The sequence below is a fragment of the Ensifer sp. R-19 genome, from assembly GCF_049905105.1.
Classification (GTDB): domain Bacteria; phylum Pseudomonadota; class Alphaproteobacteria; order Rhizobiales; family Rhizobiaceae; genus Ensifer.
This window is the reverse complement of sequence record NZ_CP184569.1, coordinates 2,162,133-2,185,537: the sequence shown is the minus strand read 5'-3', so window position 1 is coordinate 2,185,537 and position 23,405 is coordinate 2,162,133. Positions and strand designations below refer to the sequence as shown.

Genomic DNA, 23,405 nt, shown 5'->3' with positions numbered 1-23,405 from the left:
CGTGAAATAGCAATTACGTTACTGCAACATACGTGGAAAACGGCGCTCTTGCTGGCTTTAGCCTCGCGCGTTGGTGGATCCTACATAATAGCGCATTTTTCAATGCTGCCGGTTCGCATGGAACCGGACTTGTTACGGTGACAATTCTGGTCGCCGGTCGCTGATGAATTCGATTTCGAATCCGGATCTCATCAGCTACCACTATCGCGCGAGTGAGGAGGCAGCGCCGTCTGCGCCCGAGGGGTGCGCCGTTGCGAGGAGCCAGGCAATGTCCGAACACCATCATGGTCACGATCACGACCATCATCACCATGACAACCATTTCACCGACATGGAAGCGCGGGTGAAGGCGCTGGAAACGGTGCTGACCGAGAAGGGGCTGATCGATCCGGCGGCGATCGACGCGATCGTCGAGACCTATGAGACGAAGATCGGCCCGCGCAACGGTGCCCGCGTGGTGGCCAAGGCCTGGGTCGATCCCGATTTTGCCGAGTGGCTGAAGCGCGATGCGACCGAAGCGATCGCCAGCCTCGGCTATACCGGCCGGCAGGGCGAGCATATGCGCGCCGTGTTCAATACGGCCGAGACCCATAACCTCGTCGTCTGCACGCTCTGCTCCTGTTATCCCTGGTCCGTGCTCGGCCTGCCGCCGGTCTGGTACAAGGCGCCGCCCTATCGCTCGCGCGCGGTCATCGATCCGCGCGGGGTGCTCCAGGAGTTCGGTCTGATCTTGCCGGAGACAACGCGCATCCGCGTCTGGGACTCGACGGCGGAGCTGCGCTATCTGGTGATCCCAGAGCGTCCGGCCGATACCGACGGTTTCAGCGAGGAGGAACTCGCGGGGCTGGTGACGCGCGATGCCATGATCGGCACGGGGCTCGCGCTTTCCGGGGAGACGCTTCGATGAACGGTCCGCACGATCTCGGCGGCGCGCACGGCCTCGGCCCCGTGGCGCCGGAAAAGGACGAGCCCTATTTCCACGGCGAATGGGAGAAGCGGGCGCTCGGCGTCACGCTCTCCTGCGGCGCCTTCGGCGCCTGGACGATCGACGAAAGCCGGCATGCGCGCGAAAGCCTGCCGCCGGCGACCTATCTTTCGGCGAGCTATTACGAGATCTGGACCCGCGCGCTGGAGACCCTGCTCAAACGCCATGGTTTTGTAAGTCAGGCCGAGCTCGATGGCGGCCACAGGCTGGAGCCGTGTGCGAGCCCGAAGCGGGTGCTGAAGGCCGACATGGTGGCCGGCGTGCTGGCGAAGGGCGCGCCTTGCGACCGCCCGGCGGAAGGATTGCCGCGCTTTGCTGCCGGCGACCCGGTGAAGACGAAGAATTTCAATCCGGAGACCCACACGCGGCTGCCGCGCTACGCTCGCGCCAAGCTCGGCCGGGTAGAGGCGGTGCAGGGCTTCTTCGTCTTTCCTGACGATAACGCCCATGGCCGCGGCGAAAATCCGCAATGGGTGTATACGGTCGTCTTCGATGGGCCCGAGATTTGGGGCGAGGGCGCCGATCCGACGCTGACGGTCTCGATCGATGCCTGGGAGAGCTACCTTGAACACGTGTAAGGTGACATCGCCGCTCATTGCCTCGGCCGAACTGCCGAAATCGCCGGAGGGCGATCCTGTCTTTGCCGAGCCCTGGCAGGCGAACGCCTTCGCCATGACCGTACGCCTGCATGAAAAGGGCGTGTTCTCCTGGCCGGAATGGGCCGAGGCGCTTTCGGCCGAGCTCTACAAGCCTGGTCGCAAGGCGGATGCCAGCGACTACTACGATTGCTGGGTAGCCGCGCTCTCGCGCCTCGTCACCGAGCTCTCGATCGCGTCTGGCCGTGAGTTGGAGCACCTGACGCAGAGCTGGCAGCGGGCGGCGGAAGCGACGCCGCACGGGCACCCGATCGTGCTCGCCAACGACCCTGAGCGGCCCTGATTTCGAAGGCTCCGATCGGCAGGATTTTCGCAAGTTGATCGCAGACGGTTTTTCACGTAGAGGCTGCTAATCTAAACGATCTGGAGCTTGCCGTGGGCGAAACGCGATATCCTTTTTCCTCCATGGAGGCGGCGGCGGAGATGTTCAAAAGAACGCCGCTCGAACGCCTCAGCACATGGTTGGAAACCAAAAGGATGGCCCGGCGGGAGAGAAAAAAGAGACGCCGGCACGCGTTGACGTGCCTGAACGCGCGCGGGCCGGCGACCTTGTCGCCCGACGATATCCCGTTGATGTTCATCACCCACAACGACCTCAAGCTGATGCCGTCGTTCCTGGCGCATTACCGCAAGCTCGGGGTGACACGCTTCATCTGCATCGACGACGTCTCATCCGACGGCACGCGCGAATATCTGGTGGCACAACCGGACGTCGACGTCTGGTCGTCCATCGTCCGCTTCAAGGAGGCGCGGCGCGGGCGCGAATGGCGAGAAACGCTGTTCGAGCGCTATGGCACCGGCCGATGGTACGTCAATGTCGATTCCGACGAGTATCTCGTCTACGATGGCTATGAGGAACGCGGACTGAAGTGGCTCATTCCGGCGCTGGAGCGCATGGGCGCCCGCCGCATGCTCGCCCCCATGCTCGACATGTATCCGGTCGATCTCGAGCGCGCCGACGTTGAAAAGCTGGAGCAACAGGCCCCCTGGGAGATTGCCGATCATTTCGATGCCACCGGCTACGCCATGCATGCGATGAAGCGGGCCTTCAGCGTCAAGGGCGGACCGCGCTATCGCAAGTTCGGAACCGACCTGGAGATGGTCAAGTATCCGGTGCTGTTCTGGGACGGCGAGTGCTGTTTCGGGCCCAGCATCCATCAGCCCTTGCCCTATGACCGGAATTTTCCGGCCGCCATGGGCGTGCTGCTGCATTTCAAGTTCTTTGCCGATTACGCCGAGGTCGTCGATGCGGCCGCGGCAGGCGGGCAGTATTTCGATGCCTCCGCCGTCTATGTGAAGATCAAGGAGAACATCGCAAACGCCGGCGGTCTGCAATTGACGTCGGATGTTTCGGTGCGCTTCACCGGATCGAGGCAATTACTGGATCTCGGATTTATAACGCGGCTTGAGCGCGCCTGAAGCGCGGCTCGGCGAATGTCTGGAGTGAGAATGGAGAAGGCGAAACTCGTCGTTCTGTTTCCGGTCTTCAATGGTGCGAAGACCCTGGAAAAGTGCCTGCAGTGCATCGCGGATCAGGGTTTCAGGGATTTTCGCGCCATCATCGTCGAGAACAGGTCGACCGATGGTTCGCTGGAGATCGCCAAAGCCTTCGCGGCGAAGGATCCTCGCTTCGAAGTACTCGAGAACGAAGTGCACCTCAAGGCTGACGAGAACTTCCTCAAGTGCTTCCACCTCGGCACCGAACTCGGCGAGTATTTCTGCCTCAGGGCCTGCGACGACTTTTCGACGCTCGACTACCTGTCGCGCCTCGTCGCCGCCCTGGACGCGGATAAGACCAAGCTGCTCGGGGTTTCGGACGTCAGGCGCATCAACAACGGCAAGGGACGCCTTGCCAGCCCCAACCGCGACGTCTTCAATTTTGCCCAGCGCGTGCGCGACGGTAACATCCCGCGCAATCTGAGCTATCCGTCCGAATGGGTCTACGGCATCTATCGGTCGCAAGGCAGCCTGGAGATCCTGCTCCGGCGCTATGCGGAGTTCAGCTATCCCTGGACCGGCGCCTCCTACATCGTCACGGAGTTCGTGGTGCGCGATCTCGTCGCCTATGTTGAGGGGCCCGAGTTCCATTTCATCGAGGGTTCGGGATCGGTTCAGCGCTATGGCGCAAAGACCTTCCGGGAAAAGTTCTCGCAGCGCTGGGACTATACGGTCGGCTGCTATCGGCTGAAGGACAAGCTGCCGCCGATGTCGCCGTGGACAAAGTTCCTGCTGTTCCGGATGTTCTGGAACGACGCGCGTCGCAAGACCCGCTACAAGCTCCTCGGCTTTTTCTGATTGGGCGGACACGCGCCGGAGAGGGCGCGCCGCGATCTCAACTTCCCTTCGCCTCGCTCTTGTCGAACTGGCGGTAGCACTCGTCGGCCACCTGCTGCAGCAGGCTGCGCGGCACCTCGCCGGTGACGGCGTAGCCGATCGGGCCGTCGATCCAGTAGAAGGTCTCGACGCCGTCGACGCTGTCGATACGGAAACTGGTCTCGCGGTTGTCGTCGTTCCGGCCGAGAAGCACGGTGAGCCTGCGTCCGGTGCCGTCCTCATACATGAACATCGCACCCGCCTTGCCATTGACCGGCAGCAACCGGCCGCCGACCAGCGAGAAGCCGAGCGAGGAGAGATCGGGGATCGACAGCGGATGTTCGAGGCGTTTTCCGAGCCAGGTGGCGAGATGGCTCTGCTCGTCGGCGCCCACTTCGACGGCGTGGCGCACTTCGCTGGCATAGACCAGGAAGGCTGATTGCGCCTGCCGCGGCAAGCTGTCGGCGGTCTCGATCGATTGGTTGCCGCCATCGGCAGAAATCAGAGATGGCGCGTAGAGGCCGGTCAGCGCGCCCGCGGCAAACAGGGCGAGACCGGCGGCGATGGCGCGCAGACGGCCGGTGGCGGATCGCTTGCCCTTGTCCGGGTCCGATTGCGGAAGATCGTTGCGGCTTTTCGATAGCAGGGCGCGGTCGTTTGTGTCGCTGTGGGCGTAGCCGGCGAAGAGCGCACGAAGGTCCACCGCCTGCGCCTGCCATTGCCGGACTTCTTCGGCGCGGGCGGGGTTGCTCTCCAGCCATTGCTCGATCCGTTCGCGTTCCCGTGGGGTCACGAAACCGTCGACATAGGCGTGCAGGTCGTCTTCGGAGACGGTGTTGAGATCTTCCGTCATTTCGGTCTCCGCATGCTGATCACATTGTCGTCCTTCATGGCTTCGGCAAGCTGGCGCCGGGCGCGTGAGAGCCGCGACATCACGGTGCCGATTGGAATGGCCATCATCTCGGCCACGTCCTGGTAGCGGTATCCCTCGATCACCACGAGCATCAGCACCGAGCGGTTTTCCGAGGAAAGGCCGTTCAGCGCCCGTTCGAGCTTGGAGCGTTCGAGCGGGTCGCTTTCGCGGTTCTCCGCCTCGAGCCCCAGATCCTCCTCCAGCGCCACCTGCGGGTGCATGGAGAGGTAGCGGTGCCGGTTGCGGCCGAGATTGGTCATGATGGTGAAGGCCCAGGCGCGCAGGTTGACGCCGCGCCATTGCGCGCGGCGCGAAAGCACCTTCTCCACGCAATCCTGCAACAGGTCCTCGCCATCCGGATCCGAGCGCACGAGGCTGCGGGCATAGCGCCTCAGCGCCGGCACCAGCGCCAGCACGTCCTCTTCGAACCGGTCGGATGCGGGGTTTTCGGCCCCCGCATCCGCATTGCCGCCATTACGGCTTTGCGACATCCCATTCGCCCTTCACGCCATCACCGGTAATGTCACCCATCTTCTTGTCCTTGACGAAGAAATAGAGCGGCATGCCGTCCTTGGCCCACTGTTTCTTGCCGTCCTTGCGCTCGACCAGCGTATAGGCGCCTTCGGCCTTGGCGCTGGCTTCCGCCAGGAAGGGCGGCCAGTTCTTGGCGCAATTGTCGTAGCAGCTGGACACGCCGCCATGGTCGTCCTTGTAGGTATAGAGCGTCATACCGTTTTCCCCGGCCAGTACCTTGCCTTTGGCCGATTCGACTTCCTTGACCGGCGGCGCGGCGAAGGCCGTGACGCTGGCGGCAAGGAGCATGGCGATCGTCAATGGAAACGTTCTCATGGCAATTGTCCTTCCTCAAGATGATTTTCCTATCCGGAAACGGGCGGATGCCTCCTCGTCCCGTTCCGCAAGAGCCGCATGCTTGCAGATCCAACCGTGAGACACGGTGCGCGGGGGATTTATTCCCGGAAAACTGGTGGCTGTTTCGGTTCCGCCATTTCGCTGCCGGAACCGAAGCAAACGGAGCGACCGGCCGCGCGATCGGCAATCGCGCGGCCGGCAAAAGGACGGTGATTTGCTGGAAGCAGCCCGCTGTTCAGGGCAGCAGAACCACGGACCCGGTCGTGCGACGGGCCTCCAGGTCCTCATGCGCCTTGCGCGCTTCAGACAGCGGATAGGTGGTGATGGCGGAGGCGCGAACGATCCCTGCCTCAATCGCGCCAAACAGGTCTCGCGCCGCCGTCTCGTATTCCCTTCGGTCCGCGGTGTAGTGCGCGATCGAGGGGCGGGTAACATGGAGCGAGCCCTTGGCCGCAAGTAAGGAGACGTCAAGCGGCGGCACCGGGCCGGAGGAGGCGCCGAACGAAACCAGCGTGCCGCGCGGGCGCAGGCAATCGAGCGATTTGGCGAAGGTTTCGGCGCCGACGGAATCATAGACGACATCGACGCCCATGCCGCCGGTGATCTCGGCGACACGCGCCTCAAAATCCTCCTCGGTATAGAGGATCACATGATCGCAGCCGTTGGCGCGGGCGATCTCGGCCTTTTCGGCGGAGCTGACCGTGCCGATGGTGGTCGCGCCCAGGTGCTTCAGCCATTGACAGGCGATCGAGCCGACGCCGCCAGCCGCCGCATGGAACAGCACCGTGTCGCCGCGTTTGACCGGAAAACAGCGGCGGATGAGATACTCGACGGTCAGCCCCTTGAAGACGAGTGCTGCGACCTCAAGGCTGTCGAACTCGTCGGGCAGCGCCAGCGCCCGTGCTGCGGGCAAGTCGCGGTGGGTAGCATAGGCACCGGGCGGGCCGCCGACATAGGCGATGCGTTGGCCGACAGCAAAGCCCGCCACCCCTTCGCCAAGTGCCGTGACGACGCCGACGCCTTCGACGCCGAGGCCGCTAGGCAGCGGGAGGGGGGCGGTGCCGCGGCGATGATAGATGTCGATGTAATTGACGCCGATCGCGAGGTGGCGAATCTGGATCTCGCCGGGCGCGGGGTCGGCCAGTGGCTCGGCTTTGAAAGCGAGCACCTCTGGCGCGCCAAATTCGGAAAATCGGAAGACTTCATTCTCGATCGCCATGCTGCTCTCTCCAAGGGATTTCGCGGAATCTGCTTGATTTTTCAGCGTCGGTCGAGAAACCTTTGTGCAATCCGATTTTCCAAAAATGGAAAGCAAATGGACTGGAATGATCTGAAGTTCTTTCTGGCCGTCGCCAATGCGCGGTCGTTGAGTGCCGCGTCGGCCAGGCTCGGTGTGAGCGCGTCGACCGTGTCGCGCCGGATCGAGGCACTGGAAGCGGCGTTGCAGGTCAAGCTTTTCCGGCCCCATCGCGACGGTTATGACCTGACGCCCGCCGGCGAAGACTTGGTGGCGCCGGCTGAGCGCGCCGAGGCGCAGATGCGCGTCTTCGAGCGCACGGCGCGCGAGAAGGACAGCGATCTCGCCGGGCCGGTCCGTATCGACGTGCCGGAACTGCTCGGGCAGGAGGTGCTGTTGCCCGGGCTGGCGGGGCTCCTGCAAAGCCATCCGGAGATCCGCCTTGAGATGCATTCGAGCGTCCGGCCGGTGCGGCTGATCGGTGAGGAGGCGGATATCGTGCTGCGCCTCGTCCGGCCGCAGCAGGGCAATTATCGTCAGCGCAAGATCGGCTCTCTCGCCTTCGGCCTCTATGCAGCACCCAGCTACCTTGAACGCCACGGTACGCCAGGTACGCCGGCTGACCTCTACCGCCACCGGGTGATCGGCTGGAGCGAGGAGTTGAGTTACCTGATCATGGTGGCCTGGGTCGAAACGCTCTGCCCCGGTCTCCAGCCGTCGATGCGTCTCACCTCCCTCGGTGCGCAGATGGCGGCGGTGAAAAACGGGCTCGGGCTCGCCGTGTTGCCTGCCTTTGCGGTCCAGTCGGCAGGGTTCGTGCCTCTGCTGCCGGAGGTGCCGCCCTTGGCCCCGGATCTCTGGATGCTGGTCCATGAACAGGCGGCGGAACTGCCGCGGGTGCAACTGGTCAAGGAGGCGGTCATCACGGCGCTGGCGCGCTTCAAGGTGCGGTCGGGCGTGTAGATGCCAAGCGGCTCAAGCCCGGTCGGCGACGAAGCGGGCGAGGGCTGGACCGATCATGGTGATGATCAGAAGGCGGGCGGTCTGCAGCGCCATGACGAAGGAAAGATCGACATTGCTCGATGCGGCAATGACCGCGATCGAATCGAGCCCGCCGGGGCTGGTGGCGAGATAGGCGGTCAGCGGATCGATGCCGACGACCTTGATCAGGAGCACCGCGAGCAGACCCGAGAAGGAGATCAGCACGATAATCGAGATGACCGTCGGCACCAGCGCGCGGCGCGCGTGGATGAGGATCTGGCGGGTGAAGCCAAGGCCGATGTTCCAGCCGAGAGCCGCAAAACAGAGCGCCAGCAGCCATTGCGGCAGCACGGTGGTCATGACGCCGCTGACGTTGAGCACGGCGCCGACGAGGAAGGGCAGCAGGAAGGCGCCGGCCGGCACGCGCAGGAAGCGGCCGGCAAGGGCGGCGCCGAGCCCGACGGCCATGGTCTCGAGGAAGAGCAAGCCGTCGATCGGCGCGAACCAGTGCGTGGTCTGCTCGGCTTCAGCCCCGGTGACCCACATATGCGCCACGACCGTTGCGGTGCTGGCGACGAAGATCACGCGCAGATATTGCATGAAGGCGACGAGGCGGGCGTCGGCGCCGTAGGCATCGGCCATCAAGAGCATGGTCGAGGCGGCACCGGCCGACGAGCCCCAGATCGCCGTCGTGCCCGGCAGGATGCGCATGCGGGTGATCACCCAGCCGCAGAGCGTGCTGACGGCGATGACCGAGAGGATGACGGCGAGGAACAGCGGCCAGTTGCCGGAGAAGGTCACGAGCATGCCCGGCGTCATAGCGCCGGCGATCATCATCGCCAGGATGAACTGCACGCAGAAGAAGAGCTGCCGCGGCAGCCGGATCGTGCCGCCGTTCATGCCGACGAGAACGGCGCCGAGCATCGGGCCCATCAACAGCCCGGCCGGAAGGCCGATGAATTCGAAGAACGAGGCGAGCACAATGGAGATTGCCGAGAGCAGGCACCATTGCAGCCACGGGGCCAGCCGTCCGATGCCGACCTTTTCCGGAGAGGACGCGGCTTTGGGCTTGTCGGTCGTCACGGGCATTCTCCGGCATGACCCCGTAAAGGCGGAGCGGCCATTCGTGGCCGGCCTCGACGGGCTTCGAGCGATGGTCGTCACCAGCAGGATCGCGGCGCCATCAATGTCCCGCTCGTTAGCAACAATGCGGCGTTGCATTCAAGGGGCACGGCAAGAAAGTGCCACAGCTGCCGTCGGCCGGAAACAAGGGGAGCGGTGTCGCCACACTTGCCGGGAAGGCTCGCAGCTGTGTGACGAACGCGCGTTGTGAGAAAAAAACGTGAACAAAAGATCTCTGGCTCGGGTAGCGCGACAGATGCGGTCAGGCAAAAAGATATTGATTTTGCGTGGCAATTTCGTGAATTGCCGCGGAGTGCTCGCCAACCTGCCGTCACAGGGGCCGTGCAGCCCATAAATCCGGGCTTGCGTGTGCCGCCCGAATCCTGACACTCAAGCCCATGCAGTTCGCACCGCAACAGGACGAGGCCCTCAAGGCCGTTTCGCAGTGGCTGAAAGAGGGCCGCTCGCCGCTCTTCCGGCTGTTCGGCTATGCCGGCACCGGCAAGACGACGCTGGCCCGGCACTTTGCCGAACATGTCGATGGCGACGTGCTGTTTGCCGCCTTCACCGGCAAGGCCGCGCAGGTGCTGCGCTCCAAGGGTGCCAGCAACGCCAAGACCATCCACTCGCTGATCTATCGTCCGCGCGGCGAGGAGGAGGTTTCCGATGAGGAAACCGGCAAGACCTCGATCGCGCCGATGTTTGCGATCAACCGCCAGAGCCCGGTCGCCAAGGCCGCGCTGATCATCGTCGACGAATGCTCGATGGTGGACGAGGCGCTCGGCAAGGACCTGATGAGCTTCGGCACGCCGATCCTCGTGCTCGGCGATCCCGGGCAGCTGCCGCCGGTATCCGGCGGCGGCTACTTCACCAACCAGGAGCCGGACTATCTGCTGACGGACATCCATCGTCAGGCGCGCGACAATCCGATCATCCAACTCGCGATGCAGGTGCGCGAAGGCAACGAGATCATGCATGGCGACTACGGCACCACGCAGGTGATCGGTCGCGGGCAGGTGAACCAGGAGCTGGTGCTGGAAGCGGATCAGGTGCTTGTCGGCACCAACAAGACCCGCCGGCGCTACAATCAGCGCCTGCGCGAACTCAAGGGCTTCACCAGCGACTATCCGCAGTCCGGCGACAAGCTCGTCTGCCTCAGGAACGATCCGGCCAAAGGCCTGCTCAACGGTTCGCTGTGGCAGGTGATGAGCTCGTCGAAGGAAACGGTGAAGCCGGGCATCAACCTGATGATCCGGCCCGAAGACGACGACATGGATCGCGGTGCCGCCAAGATCAAGCTGTTGAAGGCGGCCTTCGAGGATGTCGAGGGCGAGATCCCCTGGACGACGCGCAAGCGCTACGACGAGTTCGACTACGGCTATGCGCTGACGGTGCATAAGGCGCAGGGCTCGCAGTGGAACAACGTCGTTTTGTTCGACGAGAGCTGGGCCTTCCGCGATACGCGGGAACGCTGGCTCTACACCGCGATTACCCGCGCGGCGGAGCGACTGACGATCGTTCGCTAAGGGCGGCTACGGAAGGGGTGCGACGTTGCCGATCAACAGGATCATCGCGTCGAGGCCTTTTGTCAGCATAGTGGACGCGATTTCGGCTGGCGGATACAACCCGTTTCTCTGCCAAGCGACACGTGGATTCCGCACCGCCCTGTTTGCTGCTAATATCATAGCTTCACCACCGGTTGTGGAGGGCAAAATGTCTCGGGCTCGCTTCCTTTCCGTCGCCGCATTCTCAATAGGCTTTGCAACGACGATCCACGCAGCGCCTATCAACATGACAAACAGTCCGTCCTGGACCAGCCCCACCGCTGCAAATCCATCGGACCTGGTTCTGGTGGCAGAGACCAAGAAGCCGCTGGTGAAATCGCCGTCGGTCAAGGCTGGAGCAACCGGCCCACAGACCACGGTCGGCTCTGCTGAACTGACTGCCCAGGAATGTGAGCGCGTTGGCGGTGTCGTGACGGGCAACGGTGACCCTAACTGCAAATCGAACCAGCGGTGCAAGACGACGCTGAGCAACGGCGACATCCGCTCGGTATGTATCGACGAAGCAAATTAGGCTCACCAGTCCGGGCTTTTGACCTACTGCATGTCTTTGTCCTTAAATCGAACTCGATTTAAGGACAAAGACATGCAGAAAATCAAAGTGCTACAGCGACCTTTGCGCGTCTGATAAGACGCGCGGCGCTGTAGGCGGCAAGCTGGATAAGGCCGGCCGCATAACGGACGATTATCGCTTGGTCGCCATCCACAGCACGTGGCGCGCACCGCCACGCTTGCCATTGGCGCGCACATTGACCTCGTCGGTGGCAAAGCCGACCTCACGCAATCGCCGCGTAAAAGCGCTGTCCGGCGCCGAGGACCAGACGGCAAGCACGCCGCTGGGCCGCAGCGCCGCCTGGGCGGCGCGAAGCCCGGTATGGCTGTAAAGGCTGTCGTTGGAGGGGCGCGTCAATCCGTCCGGGCCATTGTCGACATCGAGCAGGATGGCATCGTAAGCGGCCTTCTTCGAGCGGATCAGCGCGCCGACATCGCCGACATGGATATCGACGCGGGGATCGTCGAGCGTGCCCTTGTGGAGGTCCGCCATCGGCCCGCGCGCCCAGTCGACGACGGCCGGCACGAGCTCTGCGACGACGACGCTGGCATCGTCCGGCAGCACGGCGAGGGCCGCCCGCAATGTGAACCCCATGCCGAGACCGCCGATCAGCATGCTGATGTTCTTGCCGCCGGCGATGCGCTCGTAGGCGAGCGTCGCCAGCGCCTCTTCCGAGCCGCTCAGCCGGCTGTTCATTAGTTCGGTCGAGCCGAGCATGATGGAAAATTCTTGGCCGCGCTGCTTCAGGCGCAACTCGTCGCCGTCTCCGGGAATGGTGGCGCGGTCTAGCTGGATCCAGGGAAGCATCGGGATATCTCACTCATGTCGTTTCAGCGCCTCGTAACATGAGCGCGGCGTCGAAGACATCCCATTGTCGACGATCCCGGGAGAATCGCCGGCAAACCGGCGGTATGGCCGGCTACCGGACAGGCTTTGGCCGTGCCGCCTCCAGACGCGCTGACACGTCTCCAGCCGAAGACGAAAACCGCCGTAAGGTGCTTCGGTTACTCCGCCGAGATCATTCCGGCGAGTACGGCCTTGGCGATTGCCTGGAAGCGGTTGTTGGCGCCGAACTTGCGGATGATGCCGGCTTCGAGCGTGAGCGCCGCGGCGACGTCCATCTCCATCAGGCCGGCGATGCGCGGGGCCGGATAACCGTCGGCCATGAAGGTCAGACACTCGCTCTCGATCGGGGAAAGGTGGACATGGTCATCTTCATCGGTCGCGGTACCGCTGCCATCGCTGCTTTCGAGCAGTTCGGTGATGCGCTGCATCTGGCGGCGCAGGTTCGCCTGCTGGGCGGCAAGTTCCCGGCGCCGCGCCAGTAGCGCCTCGCGAAACAACTGGTCGGCGTCTGCCTGTTCTTCGGTGCCGGCAAGGCCGGTCAAAAGCTCCAGGATGGCGGCGATCGGCATGTCGATCTCGCGGCAGGCGTTGATGACAGCCATGCGGCGGATGTGTTCTTCGTTGTAAACCCGCATCGGCCCCATGCGCGCGGCGGTCAGAAGGCCTTTCTCCTCGTAGAAATGCAGGGTGCGGTGGGTGACGCCGAAGGCATCGGCCATGTCGGCGATCGCCAGCGGGGCCGTCGGATCATGATGGGGAAGGGGAAGGATGGGCAGGAAGCCGACGCGTTCGGGCGCGGCGAGCATGCCTTCGTATTTCCAGTGGTCTCGCGGCATATCGATTGTCCCCGGTCTACAGGCCGCGCCTATCCGGCGCGTTGTCTCTGTAACGTTTGATTTTCCGCATATTTGACCTGAATCGAGGCCGACCCAGGGTGTAACAGTCCGCGTCCGGAAGCGGCGGCGATCACCGGGTCTCATAGGTGCGGACCGCGTCCGCGTGCTGAGGCACTCGTTGATCGACAACGACAATGCCTGCTGCTCGGCTGGGGCATCCCGCGTGGACCACGCGGTTCTACTCAGGACTTCGATGCTTGCCTGACGAGCAACCAGGCATCCATTCCCAACGCATGCGTGCACCGTATACGCGAATCAAATATATGACCAGTCCTTAATATTGGTAGGCTGACGCCCGTTTTCCCCGACTGGAGGGGCCGCTGCCACTGCATGGTTTCCTACTGCCTGTCTCCTTGAATCGACCTCGATTTAAGGACCAAGACATGCAGAAAATCAAAGGGCTACAGCGACCTTTGCGCGTCTGATAAGACGCGCGGCGCTGTGGGCCGATCCAGGAAAACATGCAGTGATTCAAAGCGTTACGGTGAGCTTGCCGCGTCCTCGAAGATGCGGCGCACGCGGTCAGTGGCCGATGACCTTGAGCGGGCTGTTGGAGCTCAGGATGAACAGTGGTTCGTCCCCGCGCAACGGCGACAGCTTCTGCTGGCAGGACCAGGCTTCCTCGAAGGCACCCCGGGTCAGGTGCTTGCGATAGCGCTGGGTAGCGGCCATGCAGCCCATGAGGGGGCTTTCGATCTGCTCCTGGCGGGCGTGCTCGTAGATCTCGCCGTCGAGCGAAAACAGTTCCGACGCCAGCGACATGCTCTCGTAAAGCAGGTCCGGCTCGGACGCGAGCCGCTTCCAGGTAATGAAGTCCTGGCGCAGCGGCACGTTCTCGCCATCATGCGAGAGGGTGACGCGGATGCCCTGCGCCGGCGCATCGTACCAGGTCACCTGCACGGTGAACGACAGGGCGGAATTGCGCGAAACGGGTCGACCGGTGTCGCCGTCGGTGGCGCGGGCCAGCGTCTTGTGGCGCTGGGCCGCAAGGCGAAGCGCCGTGGCAAACGCTTTTGCATCTTCGTTTTCGGCGCCGGCCATCTTCACCTGAACCGAGGGCAGTACCCGCTCGGTCGCGTGGCGCGCGTTGAAGAGTTTTGCCTGCGCGTCGATGTCCAGCGTCATTTCCTGCGAGGGCATCGGCGCGAAAAGGAGCAGCGGCAGCACGGTCAGCACCGAGAGCGGCGACGAGAAGGGCGCCGGCGGCCAGGCGGGCCGGTGCCCGGCAAAACGCCGCTTCGTCAGTTTCGGCTGGCGGGGCGAGCTTGCGGCCTGATGCTCTTCCTCGTTGCGGGCGCGCTGGTACTCCGGAACATAGGTTCCCTTGGGAATGGCGATCCGCCATTCGTCGTCGGCACCGTCGGCCTCGTAGAAAGCCTTGAGCAGCTTGCGCAATTTGCCGGCGTGCACCCGCACGAGCGGGTCACTGTCGGCGTTGAAAGCCTGGGGCCGGTCGAAGACGTCGATCGCGATCGAGTAGCCCTTGAGCTGATAGCCTTCGCCGGCCATCTCCTTCTCGACCACATAGGTGAGGAAGGCCCTGAGGCGCTCTGAACGTGCGAAAGCCTTGCTTTCGAGGATACGGCGGAGGGCCCGTCGAATCGTCTCGTCGCAGGGTCTTTCGACCGTCGTCATCCGTTCTTGCTCCAGTGTCATGTGAATTAAAATCTATGAAATGCGATCGCGGCGCGGGCTGGGCCATTCGATCTGATTCGGAAAGTTAAGCCCTAAAAAGGTGGTTGTCAGGGGTGTAGACGCCAAATTTGAGTTTTTTCTGAAATAAACGTAAAAATTGCGCCGGTTCTCCCTGTGGCAGATGGTAGCGGAAGTCCAGTCGGCCATTTTCGCCGTCCGTGATTGAGCCTTCCCGCATATTAGAGACGTCGATTGTCAAGACTTGGTCAAGACAAGGCGGGCAAACGAACCGCGCGCAAACGTCGCATCGCTCCCCTGCGACCTCCTTGGAATTGCTGCATAATCGGACCTCAAACTGTTTTCGGTTTCAGCAATTATGCAGTAGAACATTGCAACCACATTGCCTGCGTCTGGGCCCGCCTTGGGCCCGCTTTCTGGAAAGTTCAGACATGCCTGCAAAACTGTCCGTGAATCTGAATGCCGTCGCAATGCTCCGCAACCGGCGCGATCTGCCGTGGCCTTCCGTCACCGCGCTTGGCCGCATCGCGCTCGAAGCGGGGGCTGCCGGTCTCACTGTGCATCCGCGACCTGACCAGCGCCACGTCCGCTTCAGCGATCTGCAGCCGATCCGCGACCTGATCGACCAGGCGTTTCCGGAGACGGAATTCAACATGGAAGGCTATCCGAACGAGGAATTCCTCGGCCTCGTGGAGATGCATCGGCCGGAGCAGGTGACACTGGTGCCCGACGATCCGGCGCAGGCGACCTCGGACCACGGCTGGGATTTCCGCAAGAACCACAACCTGCTCGGCAATGTCGTCGGCCGGCTGAAGAAGAAGGGTTTTCGCGTTTCGCTGTTTGCCGATGGCGACGAGGATACGGAGGCCTTGCGGATTGCCAAGGAAACCGGCGCCGATCGCATCGAACTCTACACCGGCCCCTATGGCGGTTGCTATGACGACCCGGACAAGGCCGAGAAGATCGCCGCCGAACTTGGCCGCACGGCTGCGATTGCCGCAAGCCTCGGGCTCGACGTCAATGCGGGCCACGACCTGACGGTGGCCAACCTGCCGTTGCTCGCCCGGCACATCCCCGATCTTGCCGAAGTCTCGATCGGTCACGGCCTGACGGCCGATGCGCTGGAATACGGTATGGCCGAGACGGTGCGCCGCTTCCGTCGCGCCTGCGGGCAGGAGGTCTGAGGCGACATTTGCGCCCTAGTTCTTGCGCGGCAGCAGCGCCTTGCGGAAACCCGAGCGATGCCATGAAGGATCTCTTCGTCGTCACCCACACGGAATCCGTCCATCACCTGGAAGGCAAGGTGGGTGGCTGGTACGACACGGATCTGACCGCCCGCGGCAGAGAGGATGCGGAGTTAACGGCCGAACGGCTGGTGGCTTTGGTTGGCGGAAGGGACGTGGAAATCCATAGCTCCGATCTGCGCCGCGCCACCCAGACGGCCGATGCGATAGCAAGGCGCTTTCAACGGCCGGTGATGGAAACCGCCGATCTCCGGGAAATCAGCTATGGCGTTGCCGGTGGCAGGCCTCAGGCCTGGCTCGATGCGCGCTACACCCCGGCGCCGGATGACAATCGGCTCGATGATCCCTGCGGGATCGATGGCGCAGAAACCCGGCGCGAGGTGGCGCTGCGCGTCTTCCCTTGCGTCGACGCCATCGTCGCGCGGCCCTGCCAAACGCAGATCATCGTCACCCACGGCTTCACGCTGACGCTGGTGCTTGCCGCCTGGATGAAGATCCCGATCGGCGCCACGGGATTCCTGAGTTTTCCGGCAAAATCGGGAAGCATCACGCATCTGCGCCAGGACGATTTCTTCCGAAACCGGGCGGTCGTCAATCTTGCGGATGCTTCGCACCTGCGCTTTGCGCCATCGTAAGATCTCGCCGATCAGAACAGTGCATGGTGATCGGCAACGCTTCTGTAGCCTACAACTTTGCCGTGGGTCTGCTATAGGTAGAGTCCATTCCTTCCCTCGTAAGCGGCCAATGACATTCCCCACCAGTTTCCGTGAGCGCATCGTTCTCTATGCGCTTTTGACCTCGCTGACCTCGATCAGCATCGATGCGCTCTTGCCCGGCCTGCGCCAGATCGGGGCCGATCTCGGCGTTCGGCCGCCACTTTCCACCCAGCACATCATCTCGCTTTTCATCCTCGGCATGGCGTTTGGCGAGCTGCTGCTGGGGCCGCTCTCCGATGCGATGGGGCGGAAGAGGGCGCTTGTTCTCGGGCTTGGCGTCTATGCGCTCGGAACGATCATCGCCATGGCGGCCGGCTCGCTCGAGATGGTGATTCTCGGCCGCTTCCTTCAGGGCGTCGGGGTCTCGGGGCCGAAGATTGCGACGCGGGCGATGATCCGCGACCAGTTCGAAGGTGACGCCATGGCGCGTGTGATGTCGTTCATGTTCACGCTGTTCATTCTCGTGCCGATGCTGGCCCCGACGCTCGCGCAAGGGATCATCACCGTCGGTGGCTGGCGTAGCGTCTTTGCGGTCTATCTAGCGGCGGCGGGACTTCTCGGCATGTGGCTGGTGGTGCGCCAGCCGGAAACGTTGCCGCTAGAGAAGCGCATTCCCTTTCGCCCGCGGCTTCTCGTGTCGAACGGGCGGCGTATCCTCTCAAATCGCCGCGTGACGCTGCTGATCCTGGCGACCGGGCTCGTCTTCGGCGCGCAGCTTCTTTATCTGAGCACCGCGGCGGATCTGTTCTTCGACGCCTACGGGATCGGGCAGACCTTCCCCTTGTATTTCGCCATGCTGGCGACCGGCATCGGGCTTGCCTCGTTCCTCAATGCCAAGCTCGTGCAGCGCTTTGGTTCGGAGGCGATGGCGCGTTATGGCTTCATTGGCCTGGCGGTGGCGGGGCTCGCCATGCTGGCGGCATCCACCCTTTGGGCCGGCCGGCCGCCTCTTGCCGTGCTGCTGGTGCTCGGCTTTGCGGCCTTCTTTGCGATCGGGGTGCTCTTCGGCAACCTGAACGCCATGGCCATGCGCTCGCTGGGGCAGGTGGCGGGCCTCGGGGCGTCGTTGATAGCCTCCGGCTCGAGCCTGATCGCGACCCTGTTCGCGATCGCATTCGGCGCCTTCTACGACGGCACGACGCTCAATCTTTCCGCCGGGTTCTTTGTCGCCGGAACCAGCGCGCTCGTGCTTGCGGAGATCGCGCTGCGGGCAGATGCCTCGCCGGTGGAGGCCGTACGCTAAGCCAGGCAAGATCCGAGCGGACCGTGCGGCAGGCGCGGCCCTGCGCACGGCCCGTCCAGCCCCCAGGGAAACAAGCCCAGGGGAACCCGCAAAGCATGGTCGCGATCCGTCCGTGCACGTCGTTTTCGCAAAGCTTGTCCGCTACGGCAACCCTAGCCGTTGTAGACGACTGAAATCTTGTTTCCGGATGGATCGCGCATGTAGGCGGAGTACCAGTCGGGCCCATAGTGTGGACGCGGCCCGGGTGCGCCTTCGTCCGCCCCGCCATTGATCATGGCGGCCTGGTAGAAAGCATCCACCTCCGCGGGCGACTTGGCCATGAACCCGACCATGGAGCCGTTTCCGGCGGTCGCCGGCTCACCGTCAAAAGGTTTGCAGACCCACAGGACAAAGCCTTTGCCGGCTCCGCCTTCGGAATAGGCGCGCCAGTCCGGAAACTCTATGTGCTTGCTCCATCCGATGGTCGCGAGAATTGCGTCATAGAAGGCATTCGAGCGGGCGCAGTCCAAGGCACCCACGGTCAAATAAGCGCTCATAATGTCCCCCTTTCTCCGGTGGTGAAGGTGGGGGGAATGCATAGCGCATCATACTGAACATAACAAGAACAAAATGTGGCGACGGCGACTGACAAGATCCTGCTGCCGGGGCGGAAGACGCAATTGGGCATCTCCCTCGTCGCAATCTGGGAGCCCGGCACGGATGGCCGGGCTCGCGTCGTTTCGGACCGGATTCCTTCCTCAGCCGGCAAGTCTCGCCTTGCTCGCTTCCAGGAAAGCGCCGAGCTTTACCGGCGTTGCACCCGTCAGAGACGTCACGTCGTTCGTGACCATGTTGATATGGCCTTCGCGGGTGTTGGCGTCGAAGGAGACGACGATCGGGATGAGGAAGTCCGGCAGGCCGGCGCCCTTCAGGCCGCCTGCGAGCGCCTCGTCCGAGATGTGCACGACATCGAGCCGCTTGCCGGTCGCCTTGGCGACGAGGGCCGCGATCTCGTCGGTCGAGCGCAGCTCGCCGCCGGTCAACGTATAGGTGCGGCTCTCGTTCACAGCTGAGGCAAGCGCAGCGGCGGCTGCCCTGGCGGCATCGGCGCGGGCGATGTGGGCGAGGCGGCCTTCGCCGGACGAGGAATACCATTGCCCGGTCTCAAGCGCGTGCGGCAGGGCCATGAACAGGTTCTCCATGTACCAGCCGTTTCGCAGGATGGTGTAGGGGATGCCGGTCGCCTTGATGGCGTTTTCGGTGCCGAGATGATCGGGCGCGAAGGGGATCACCGATGTCGGGGGGCTGGGCATGGAGGTGTAGAGGATATGCTTGGCGCCGGCCTTCTTCGCAGCTGCCACGGCGGCGAGGTGCTGCTTCAGGCGCTTGCCCGGCTGATCCAGCGCGTCGGTCGAGATGATCAGGATCCGGTCGGCGCCGGCAAAGGCCTTGTCGAGCGAGGCCGGGTCGTCGAAATCGGCGACGCGGGCCTGAACGCCCTTGGCCGTGTAGTCGGCAAGCTTCGCCGTGTCACGGCTGGTGGCGATGATCCTCGCCGGCTCGACGCCGGAGCCAAGAAGCTGGTCGAGCACGAGCTTGCCGAGCTGGCCGGTCGCGCCGGTGACGAGCAATGTATCGGACATGGTCTTTCCTTTTCCTCTAAACCTGAGACGGGATGGCCGCGGGAGATCGCCCGCACTTTCCTCGCTCGTCGTTGATGCCGGCGGCCTGGGAGGTCGCCGGCACATGGTCTCTTTTTGAGACTTGCTCTTATCTCGTAATCTCGGTACAGCTGTAAAGGAGGCAGTTTTTTCTGCTGTGGTTACAGGAAGGGTACCGCCTATGAACAAGCTGACCGGGGAAGTGAAGGGCAAGCGCGTGGCGATCGTCTGCGGCGTTCCGATGGACATGGAGAACTGCCCCGTGCGCGACGTCATGGACAATATCGGCGGCAAGTGGAACTCGCTGATGATCCTGTCGCTGGCCGACGGTCCCTTGCGTTTCTCGCAGCTTCGCCGGCTGATCCCCGACATTTCCCAGCGCATGCTGACCCAGACGCTGCGCGACCTGCAGCGCGACGGCTACATTCACCGCACCGTCTTTCCGACCCAGCCGCCGAGCGTGGAATATGCGCTGACCGATCTCGGCCGCTCGCTGCTTGGCCTGCTCAAGCATTTCGTCGACTGGTCACTGGAAAACCACGGAGCGATCCGCGCGGCACGCGAGGTGTACGACGCGGAGGCGTAGTGCGTTTCCCTGCCGGTGCGAAATTCGCCGTGGGGGCCAATTCATTGGTGCATGCGGCGCTTTCTCTCTCGTTCCGGGCTTTCGCTAGCGAAGTTTGCCCCTCACCCTAACCCTCTCCCCGCGGGCGGGGAGAGGGGACGTGGACGATGGCCGCCTTCCAACCAGGACTGCTGTCAGAGCATGCCGCAGTGGTGTGAAGCGAGCGGGTGCCGCGAGTCTCCTTCGCCCCGCTTGCGGGGAGAAGGTGGCCGGCAGGCCGGATGAGGGGCGGTTGCGAGGCGCGACCTCGTGTCCCGTCGTGCAGACTTGCCCTAGCGCCTTGATTTTCCCTATAGTTTCGTCGACTTCCACGTCACCTCGGGGACCCATGAAGACACTTGATATCGGCATTGCGGGCGCTGGCCCGGCGGGGCTCGCGGCGGCGCTGATGTTGTCGCGGCAGGGGCATCGGGTGGAAATCCTCGAACGCTTCGACGTGGCCTCGCCGGTCGGTTCCGGCCTGATGCTGCAGCCGACGGGACTGACGGTGCTGAACGCGCTCGATCTGCTGCCGTCCATGCTTGCCCTCGGCAGCCGGATCGACCGACTCTATGGCGCCGACGCAAAATCCGGCCGCACTGTTCTCGACGTGCGCTACGACGCAATTGCCGGTGGCCGCTTCGGGCTGGCGGTGCAGCGGGCGGCGCTTTTCAACACGCTGCATGATGCCGTGATCGCCGCCGGTTTGCCGGTTCGCACCGGCGTCACGCTCGCTGATGTTCGAATGGCCGGTGGCAAGGCCGTGCTTCTGGATGCAGAGCGGCGGGAGACGGGCGCCTATGATCTGGTGATCGACGCGAGCGGTGCGGGCTCGACGCTATCGGCCGGCTCCGCTGTCGCGCCCAAAGTGCGCGAGCTCACCTATGGTGCCTTCTGGGCTACGCTCGACAGCGACGGGCTCGTCCATGATCCCCACGCCCTGGTGCAGCGCTACGACCGGGCGCGGGTGATGATCGGTATCCTGCCGGCGGGCAGGGCGCAGGTCGGCGAGAAGGAGCGTGTCGCCTTCTTCTGGAGCCTGAGGGTCGCGGATGCGGACAGGGTACGGGAGGCTGGGCTCGACCGATGGAAGGCGCGTATCCTCGACTACTGGCCGGATTGTGCGCCCTTGCTCGATCAGGTCGCCGACTGGGAGCAACTGACGCTGGCGCGCTATGCGCATCGCACCATGCGCCCGCTCGCCTCCGGCCGTATCGCCTTCCTCGGCGACAGTGCACATTCGACGAGCCCGCAGCTCGGGCAGGGGGCGAACATGGCGCTTCTCGACGTGGCGGCGCTGGCGCATGCGCTGGAGACCACGCCGGATCTTAATTGCGCCCTTGCCACCTATGCTGCCGCGCGGCGCAATCATGTCGCGCTGTTCCAGCTTCTGTCGCTGGCCTTTACGCCGTTCTACCAGTCGGACTCGGCACTTCTCGCCTGGCTGCGCGACCGGCTGGTCGCGACGATCGCCCGCACGCCGCCGATGCAGGCGCTGCTCGCCTCGATCGTCTCGGGCACGCTGATCGATCCCTTCGCGCCGGCCGGGCTTGCCGAATGCGATTGGCAGGCGTTCGGCGCGCGCCCGGACGGCCTGCTGCGATCCGCCTCGGACGCGATTTCCGCCTGAGCAGTCGACGAATCCTGTATCGAGGGCAACGGGATGGCGGATGGAGGGATGGAGAAATTGCGATGACCGAAAGCGTGGCGGCCATACTGGTGCATGTTCCCGACACGGAAGCGGGGCTCGCCTGGTATCAGCGTGCTTTCCCAACGGCACAACGCCGGTGGCTTCAGGCGTTCGACTTCGCCTATCTCAAGGTCGGCACGGTGGATCTCGAAATCGTTCAGGCGGACGAGAAGGTGGCGAGTGGTGCCGCAGGTTCCGTCGTCTACTGGGCGGTCGAGGACTTCGACCGGGCGCTTGCCCATTTCGAAGCGCTCGGCGCACCTCTCTATCGTGGACCGATGGCGATCCAGGAGGGGCTCTGGATGTGCCAGGTGCGCGATCCCTGGGGCAATTGCATCGGCCTTCGCGGTCCGAGAACCGGATATAAGAGAGAGGAAGCCTGATGCCGGATAGTCCCGTCACCTGTGAAATCCGCTACCGGCTCGCGCAGGGCCGGATGACGGAGTTCGATGCCTATGCCCAAACCTGGATGACGCTCATCGAGCGGCACGGCGGAACGCACCACGGCTATTTTGTCCCGCGCGAAAAGCCCGAGGGCATCGGCACGAGCTTTCCCGGCCTTGGTGAAGAGGGCGCTGGCGATGTCGCCATCGCGCTCTTTACCTTTCCGGACGAGGCGGCTTACCGCCGCTATCGCCGTGACGTTGCCAGCGATCCGGACGGCATCGCGGCCAATGCGCGTTACGCGGACGATCCGCCGTTCATCAGCTACGAGCGCATCTTCCTGCAGCCGCTTCCAAGAAAATGACTGGACGCACAGCGGAGGGCGGATTTCCCGCCCTGCGTTTGCACCCGTTTCTCGGTCCCGTTCAGGCAGCCCGTGCCAGCAACGCGCCCTCGAGCGCAAACTCGACGGCAGCGTCCGCGTGGATCGCGGTGGAATCGAAGCCCGGCAGCGGCAGGGCCCTGGGGTCGAGGGTCAGGCAGATCTCGGTGCAGCCGAGGATGACGGCGTCCGCGCCTTCCGCCTCGGCCTTGTCGATCAGGTCGATCAACGCCCTGCGGGAAGAGCGCAGCACCTTGCCGGCGCAGAGTTCGTCAAAGATGACGTTGTGGACGAGCGTCCGGCCATCCGCGTCCGGCACCATGATGTCGATGCCGTGGCTCCGCATGCGCTCTGCGTAGAAGCCGTGCTCCATGGTATAGCGGGTGGCGAGCAGCAGCGGCTTGCGGCTGCCGGCGGCCTTGAGGCGGAGCGCCGTCTCGTCGATGATGTTGATCAGCGGGATGTTCACCGCCGCCTGCACCGCGTCTGCGATCAGGTGCATGGTGTTGGTGCAGATCAGCACGCAATCGGCGCCGGCCGCTTCCAGGCCACGGGCGACATCGGCAAGCCGCTTGGCGGCATCATCCCAGCGGCCAGCCTTCTGCAGGTCGACGATCGACTGGAAGTCGACGGAATGCAGCAGCACCTCGGCCGAGTGCAGCGCGCCCAGGCGCTCGCGAACCGCCTCGTTGACCATGCGATAATAGACCACCGAGCTTTCGAAGCTCATACCGCCGATCAGACCAATCTTGCGCATCGCCATTCCTCTTTCCCTTTATGGCGCGCCGGGCACGCCGTTGTTCGATGGCCAGAACTATGCGGCCGAAGCCGCCGGAATGGTTCGCTTTGTTCGCGAGAGGAATGCCGTTCGGCGCGAAAAATTTGCGCATAGAGGTAAATTTGTGCAAATATATA

General features: G+C 63.5%; 26 protein-coding genes. 15 read left to right on the top strand and 11 right to left on the bottom strand.

Annotated features, from left to right (window positions below):
- The first annotated feature begins 268 nt into the window (after positions 1-268).
- The 5 genes from nthA to ACN9MO_RS10780 all read left to right on the top strand — a co-directional run bounded on the left by nthA (position 269) and on the right by ACN9MO_RS10780 (position 3,936).
- Entirely contained in the window at positions 269-907 is a 639-nt protein-coding gene (gene nthA / locus ACN9MO_RS10800) for a nitrile hydratase subunit alpha (protein ID WP_057253620.1), read from the top strand.
- The gene (nthB, locus tag ACN9MO_RS10795) at positions 904-1,563 is read left to right on the top strand and encodes a nitrile hydratase subunit beta (protein ID WP_057253623.1); all 660 of its coding nucleotides are present in this window, start codon (positions 904-906) and stop codon (positions 1,561-1,563) included. Before nthA ends, nthB begins: the two co-directional genes overlap by 4 nt.
- Positions 1,550-1,924, top strand: coding sequence for a nitrile hydratase accessory protein (locus ACN9MO_RS10790; protein WP_057253624.1), 375 nt, complete (start codon positions 1,550-1,552; stop codon positions 1,922-1,924). The genes nthB and ACN9MO_RS10790 overlap by 14 nt, the downstream gene beginning before the upstream one ends.
- 233 nt (positions 1,925-2,157) lie before the next feature.
- Positions 2,158-3,060 carry a glycosyltransferase family 2 protein gene (locus ACN9MO_RS10785; protein ID WP_375293057.1) on the top strand — a complete coding sequence of 301 codons (903 nt, stop codon included), beginning with the start codon at positions 2,158-2,160 and terminating at the stop codon, positions 3,058-3,060.
- Between the two features lie 30 nt (positions 3,061-3,090).
- On the top strand, positions 3,091-3,936 hold the full coding sequence (locus ACN9MO_RS10780; RefSeq protein ID WP_057253626.1) for a glycosyltransferase family 2 protein: 846 nt from the start codon (positions 3,091-3,093) through the stop codon (positions 3,934-3,936).
- Between the two features lie 37 nt (positions 3,937-3,973).
- Here the strand turns inward: ACN9MO_RS10780 and ACN9MO_RS10775 are convergent, their stop codons facing one another.
- The 4 genes from ACN9MO_RS10775 to ACN9MO_RS10760 all read right to left on the bottom strand — a co-directional run bounded on the left by ACN9MO_RS10775 (position 3,974) and on the right by ACN9MO_RS10760 (position 6,956).
- Positions 3,974-4,807 carry an anti-sigma factor family protein gene (locus ACN9MO_RS10775; protein ID WP_057253628.1) on the bottom strand — a complete coding sequence of 278 codons (834 nt, stop codon included), beginning with the start codon at positions 4,805-4,807 and terminating at the stop codon, positions 3,974-3,976.
- Positions 4,804-5,358, bottom strand: coding sequence for an RNA polymerase sigma factor (locus ACN9MO_RS10770; protein ID WP_057253630.1), 555 nt, complete (start codon positions 5,356-5,358; stop codon positions 4,804-4,806). The genes ACN9MO_RS10775 and ACN9MO_RS10770 overlap by 4 nt, the downstream gene beginning before the upstream one ends.
- Complete coding sequence (locus tag ACN9MO_RS10765; RefSeq protein WP_057253632.1) at positions 5,342-5,716, bottom strand: COG4315 family predicted lipoprotein; 375 nt, start codon at positions 5,714-5,716, stop codon at positions 5,342-5,344. The genes ACN9MO_RS10770 and ACN9MO_RS10765 overlap by 17 nt, the downstream gene beginning before the upstream one ends.
- Positions 5,717-5,972: 256 nt before the next feature.
- Positions 5,973-6,956 (bottom strand): quinone oxidoreductase family protein, encoded by a 984-nt coding sequence (locus ACN9MO_RS10760; protein WP_057253634.1) that lies wholly within the window; start codon positions 6,954-6,956, stop codon positions 5,973-5,975.
- 96 nt (positions 6,957-7,052) lie between these two features.
- On the opposite strand from ACN9MO_RS10760, the gene ACN9MO_RS10755 reads away from it, so the two are divergent.
- A complete protein-coding gene (locus tag ACN9MO_RS10755) occupies positions 7,053-7,937 on the top strand; it encodes a LysR family transcriptional regulator (RefSeq protein WP_113133717.1) in 885 nt (294 codons plus the stop codon).
- A 12-nt stretch (positions 7,938-7,949) separates the two neighbouring features.
- On the opposite strand, the gene ACN9MO_RS10750 is transcribed toward ACN9MO_RS10755, so the two are convergent.
- Positions 7,950-9,038 carry an AbrB family transcriptional regulator gene (locus tag ACN9MO_RS10750; protein ID WP_244495689.1) on the bottom strand — a complete coding sequence of 363 codons (1,089 nt, stop codon included), beginning with the start codon at positions 9,036-9,038 and terminating at the stop codon, positions 7,950-7,952.
- A 437-nt stretch (positions 9,039-9,475) separates the two neighbouring features.
- Between ACN9MO_RS10750 and ACN9MO_RS10745 the strand changes: the two genes are divergently transcribed.
- Complete coding sequence (locus tag ACN9MO_RS10745) at positions 9,476-10,603, top strand: ATP-dependent DNA helicase (RefSeq protein ID WP_057253637.1); 1,128 nt, start codon at positions 9,476-9,478, stop codon at positions 10,601-10,603.
- A gap of 25 nt (positions 10,604-10,628) precedes the next feature.
- Positions 10,629-11,153 carry a hypothetical protein gene (locus tag ACN9MO_RS10740; RefSeq protein WP_156414709.1) on the top strand — a complete coding sequence of 175 codons (525 nt, stop codon included), beginning with the start codon at positions 10,629-10,631 and terminating at the stop codon, positions 11,151-11,153.
- Positions 11,154-11,324: 171 nt separating this feature from the next.
- On the opposite strand, the gene ACN9MO_RS10735 is transcribed toward ACN9MO_RS10740, so the two are convergent.
- The 3 genes from ACN9MO_RS10735 to ACN9MO_RS10725 all read right to left on the bottom strand — a co-directional run bounded on the left by ACN9MO_RS10735 (position 11,325) and on the right by ACN9MO_RS10725 (position 14,569).
- Complete coding sequence (locus tag ACN9MO_RS10735) at positions 11,325-11,999, bottom strand: MnmC family methyltransferase (RefSeq protein ID WP_057253641.1); 675 nt, start codon at positions 11,997-11,999, stop codon at positions 11,325-11,327.
- A 197-nt stretch (positions 12,000-12,196) separates the two neighbouring features.
- Positions 12,197-12,874, bottom strand: coding sequence for a MerR family transcriptional regulator (locus tag ACN9MO_RS10730; protein ID WP_057253643.1), 678 nt, complete (start codon positions 12,872-12,874; stop codon positions 12,197-12,199).
- A gap of 582 nt (positions 12,875-13,456) precedes the next feature.
- Entirely contained in the window at positions 13,457-14,569 is a 1,113-nt protein-coding gene (locus ACN9MO_RS10725) for a hypothetical protein (RefSeq protein WP_057253645.1), read from the bottom strand.
- A gap of 449 nt (positions 14,570-15,018) precedes the next feature.
- Here ACN9MO_RS10725 and ACN9MO_RS10720 point away from each other — a divergent pair, with 449 nt between their 5' ends.
- From ACN9MO_RS10720 to ACN9MO_RS10710, 3 genes are all read left to right on the top strand, one after another.
- Positions 15,019-15,771 (top strand): pyridoxine 5'-phosphate synthase, encoded by a 753-nt coding sequence (locus ACN9MO_RS10720; RefSeq protein WP_057253646.1) that lies wholly within the window; start codon positions 15,019-15,021, stop codon positions 15,769-15,771.
- Between the two features lie 62 nt (positions 15,772-15,833).
- Positions 15,834-16,466: a histidine phosphatase family protein gene (locus ACN9MO_RS10715; RefSeq protein WP_057253648.1), complete on the top strand. Its 633-nt coding sequence runs from the start codon at positions 15,834-15,836 to the stop codon at positions 16,464-16,466.
- 109 nt (positions 16,467-16,575) lie between these two features.
- Positions 16,576-17,790, top strand: a complete 1,215-nt coding sequence (locus ACN9MO_RS10710) for a multidrug effflux MFS transporter (RefSeq protein ID WP_057253650.1) — start codon at positions 16,576-16,578, stop codon at positions 17,788-17,790.
- Between the two features lie 152 nt (positions 17,791-17,942).
- On the opposite strand, the gene ACN9MO_RS10705 is transcribed toward ACN9MO_RS10710, so the two are convergent.
- The gene (locus ACN9MO_RS10705) at positions 17,943-18,326 is read right to left on the bottom strand and encodes a VOC family protein (protein WP_057253652.1); all 384 of its coding nucleotides are present in this window, start codon (positions 18,324-18,326) and stop codon (positions 17,943-17,945) included.
- Positions 18,327-18,527: 201 nt separating this feature from the next.
- The gene (locus ACN9MO_RS10700; RefSeq protein WP_113133718.1) at positions 18,528-19,412 is read right to left on the bottom strand and encodes an NmrA family NAD(P)-binding protein; all 885 of its coding nucleotides are present in this window, start codon (positions 19,410-19,412) and stop codon (positions 18,528-18,530) included.
- A gap of 199 nt (positions 19,413-19,611) precedes the next feature.
- Between ACN9MO_RS10700 and ACN9MO_RS10695 the strand changes: the two genes are divergently transcribed.
- The 4 genes from ACN9MO_RS10695 (at position 19,612) to ACN9MO_RS10680 (ending at position 22,472) form a co-directional block, all read left to right on the top strand.
- Positions 19,612-20,016, top strand: coding sequence for a winged helix-turn-helix transcriptional regulator (locus tag ACN9MO_RS10695; protein ID WP_057253658.1), 405 nt, complete (start codon positions 19,612-19,614; stop codon positions 20,014-20,016).
- A 367-nt stretch (positions 20,017-20,383) separates the two neighbouring features.
- The gene (locus ACN9MO_RS10690; protein ID WP_057253660.1) at positions 20,384-21,664 is read left to right on the top strand and encodes an FAD-dependent oxidoreductase; all 1,281 of its coding nucleotides are present in this window, start codon (positions 20,384-20,386) and stop codon (positions 21,662-21,664) included.
- A gap of 62 nt (positions 21,665-21,726) precedes the next feature.
- A complete protein-coding gene (locus tag ACN9MO_RS10685; RefSeq protein WP_057253662.1) occupies positions 21,727-22,107 on the top strand; it encodes a VOC family protein in 381 nt (126 codons plus the stop codon).
- A complete protein-coding gene (locus ACN9MO_RS10680) occupies positions 22,107-22,472 on the top strand; it encodes an NIPSNAP family protein (RefSeq protein WP_057253664.1) in 366 nt (121 codons plus the stop codon). Before ACN9MO_RS10685 ends, ACN9MO_RS10680 begins: the two co-directional genes overlap by 1 nt.
- A gap of 61 nt (positions 22,473-22,533) precedes the next feature.
- On the opposite strand, the gene ACN9MO_RS10675 is transcribed toward ACN9MO_RS10680, so the two are convergent.
- Positions 22,534-23,253, bottom strand: a complete 720-nt coding sequence (locus ACN9MO_RS10675) for an aspartate/glutamate racemase family protein (protein ID WP_082616040.1) — start codon at positions 23,251-23,253, stop codon at positions 22,534-22,536.
- Positions 23,254-23,405: the final 152 nt, after the last annotated feature.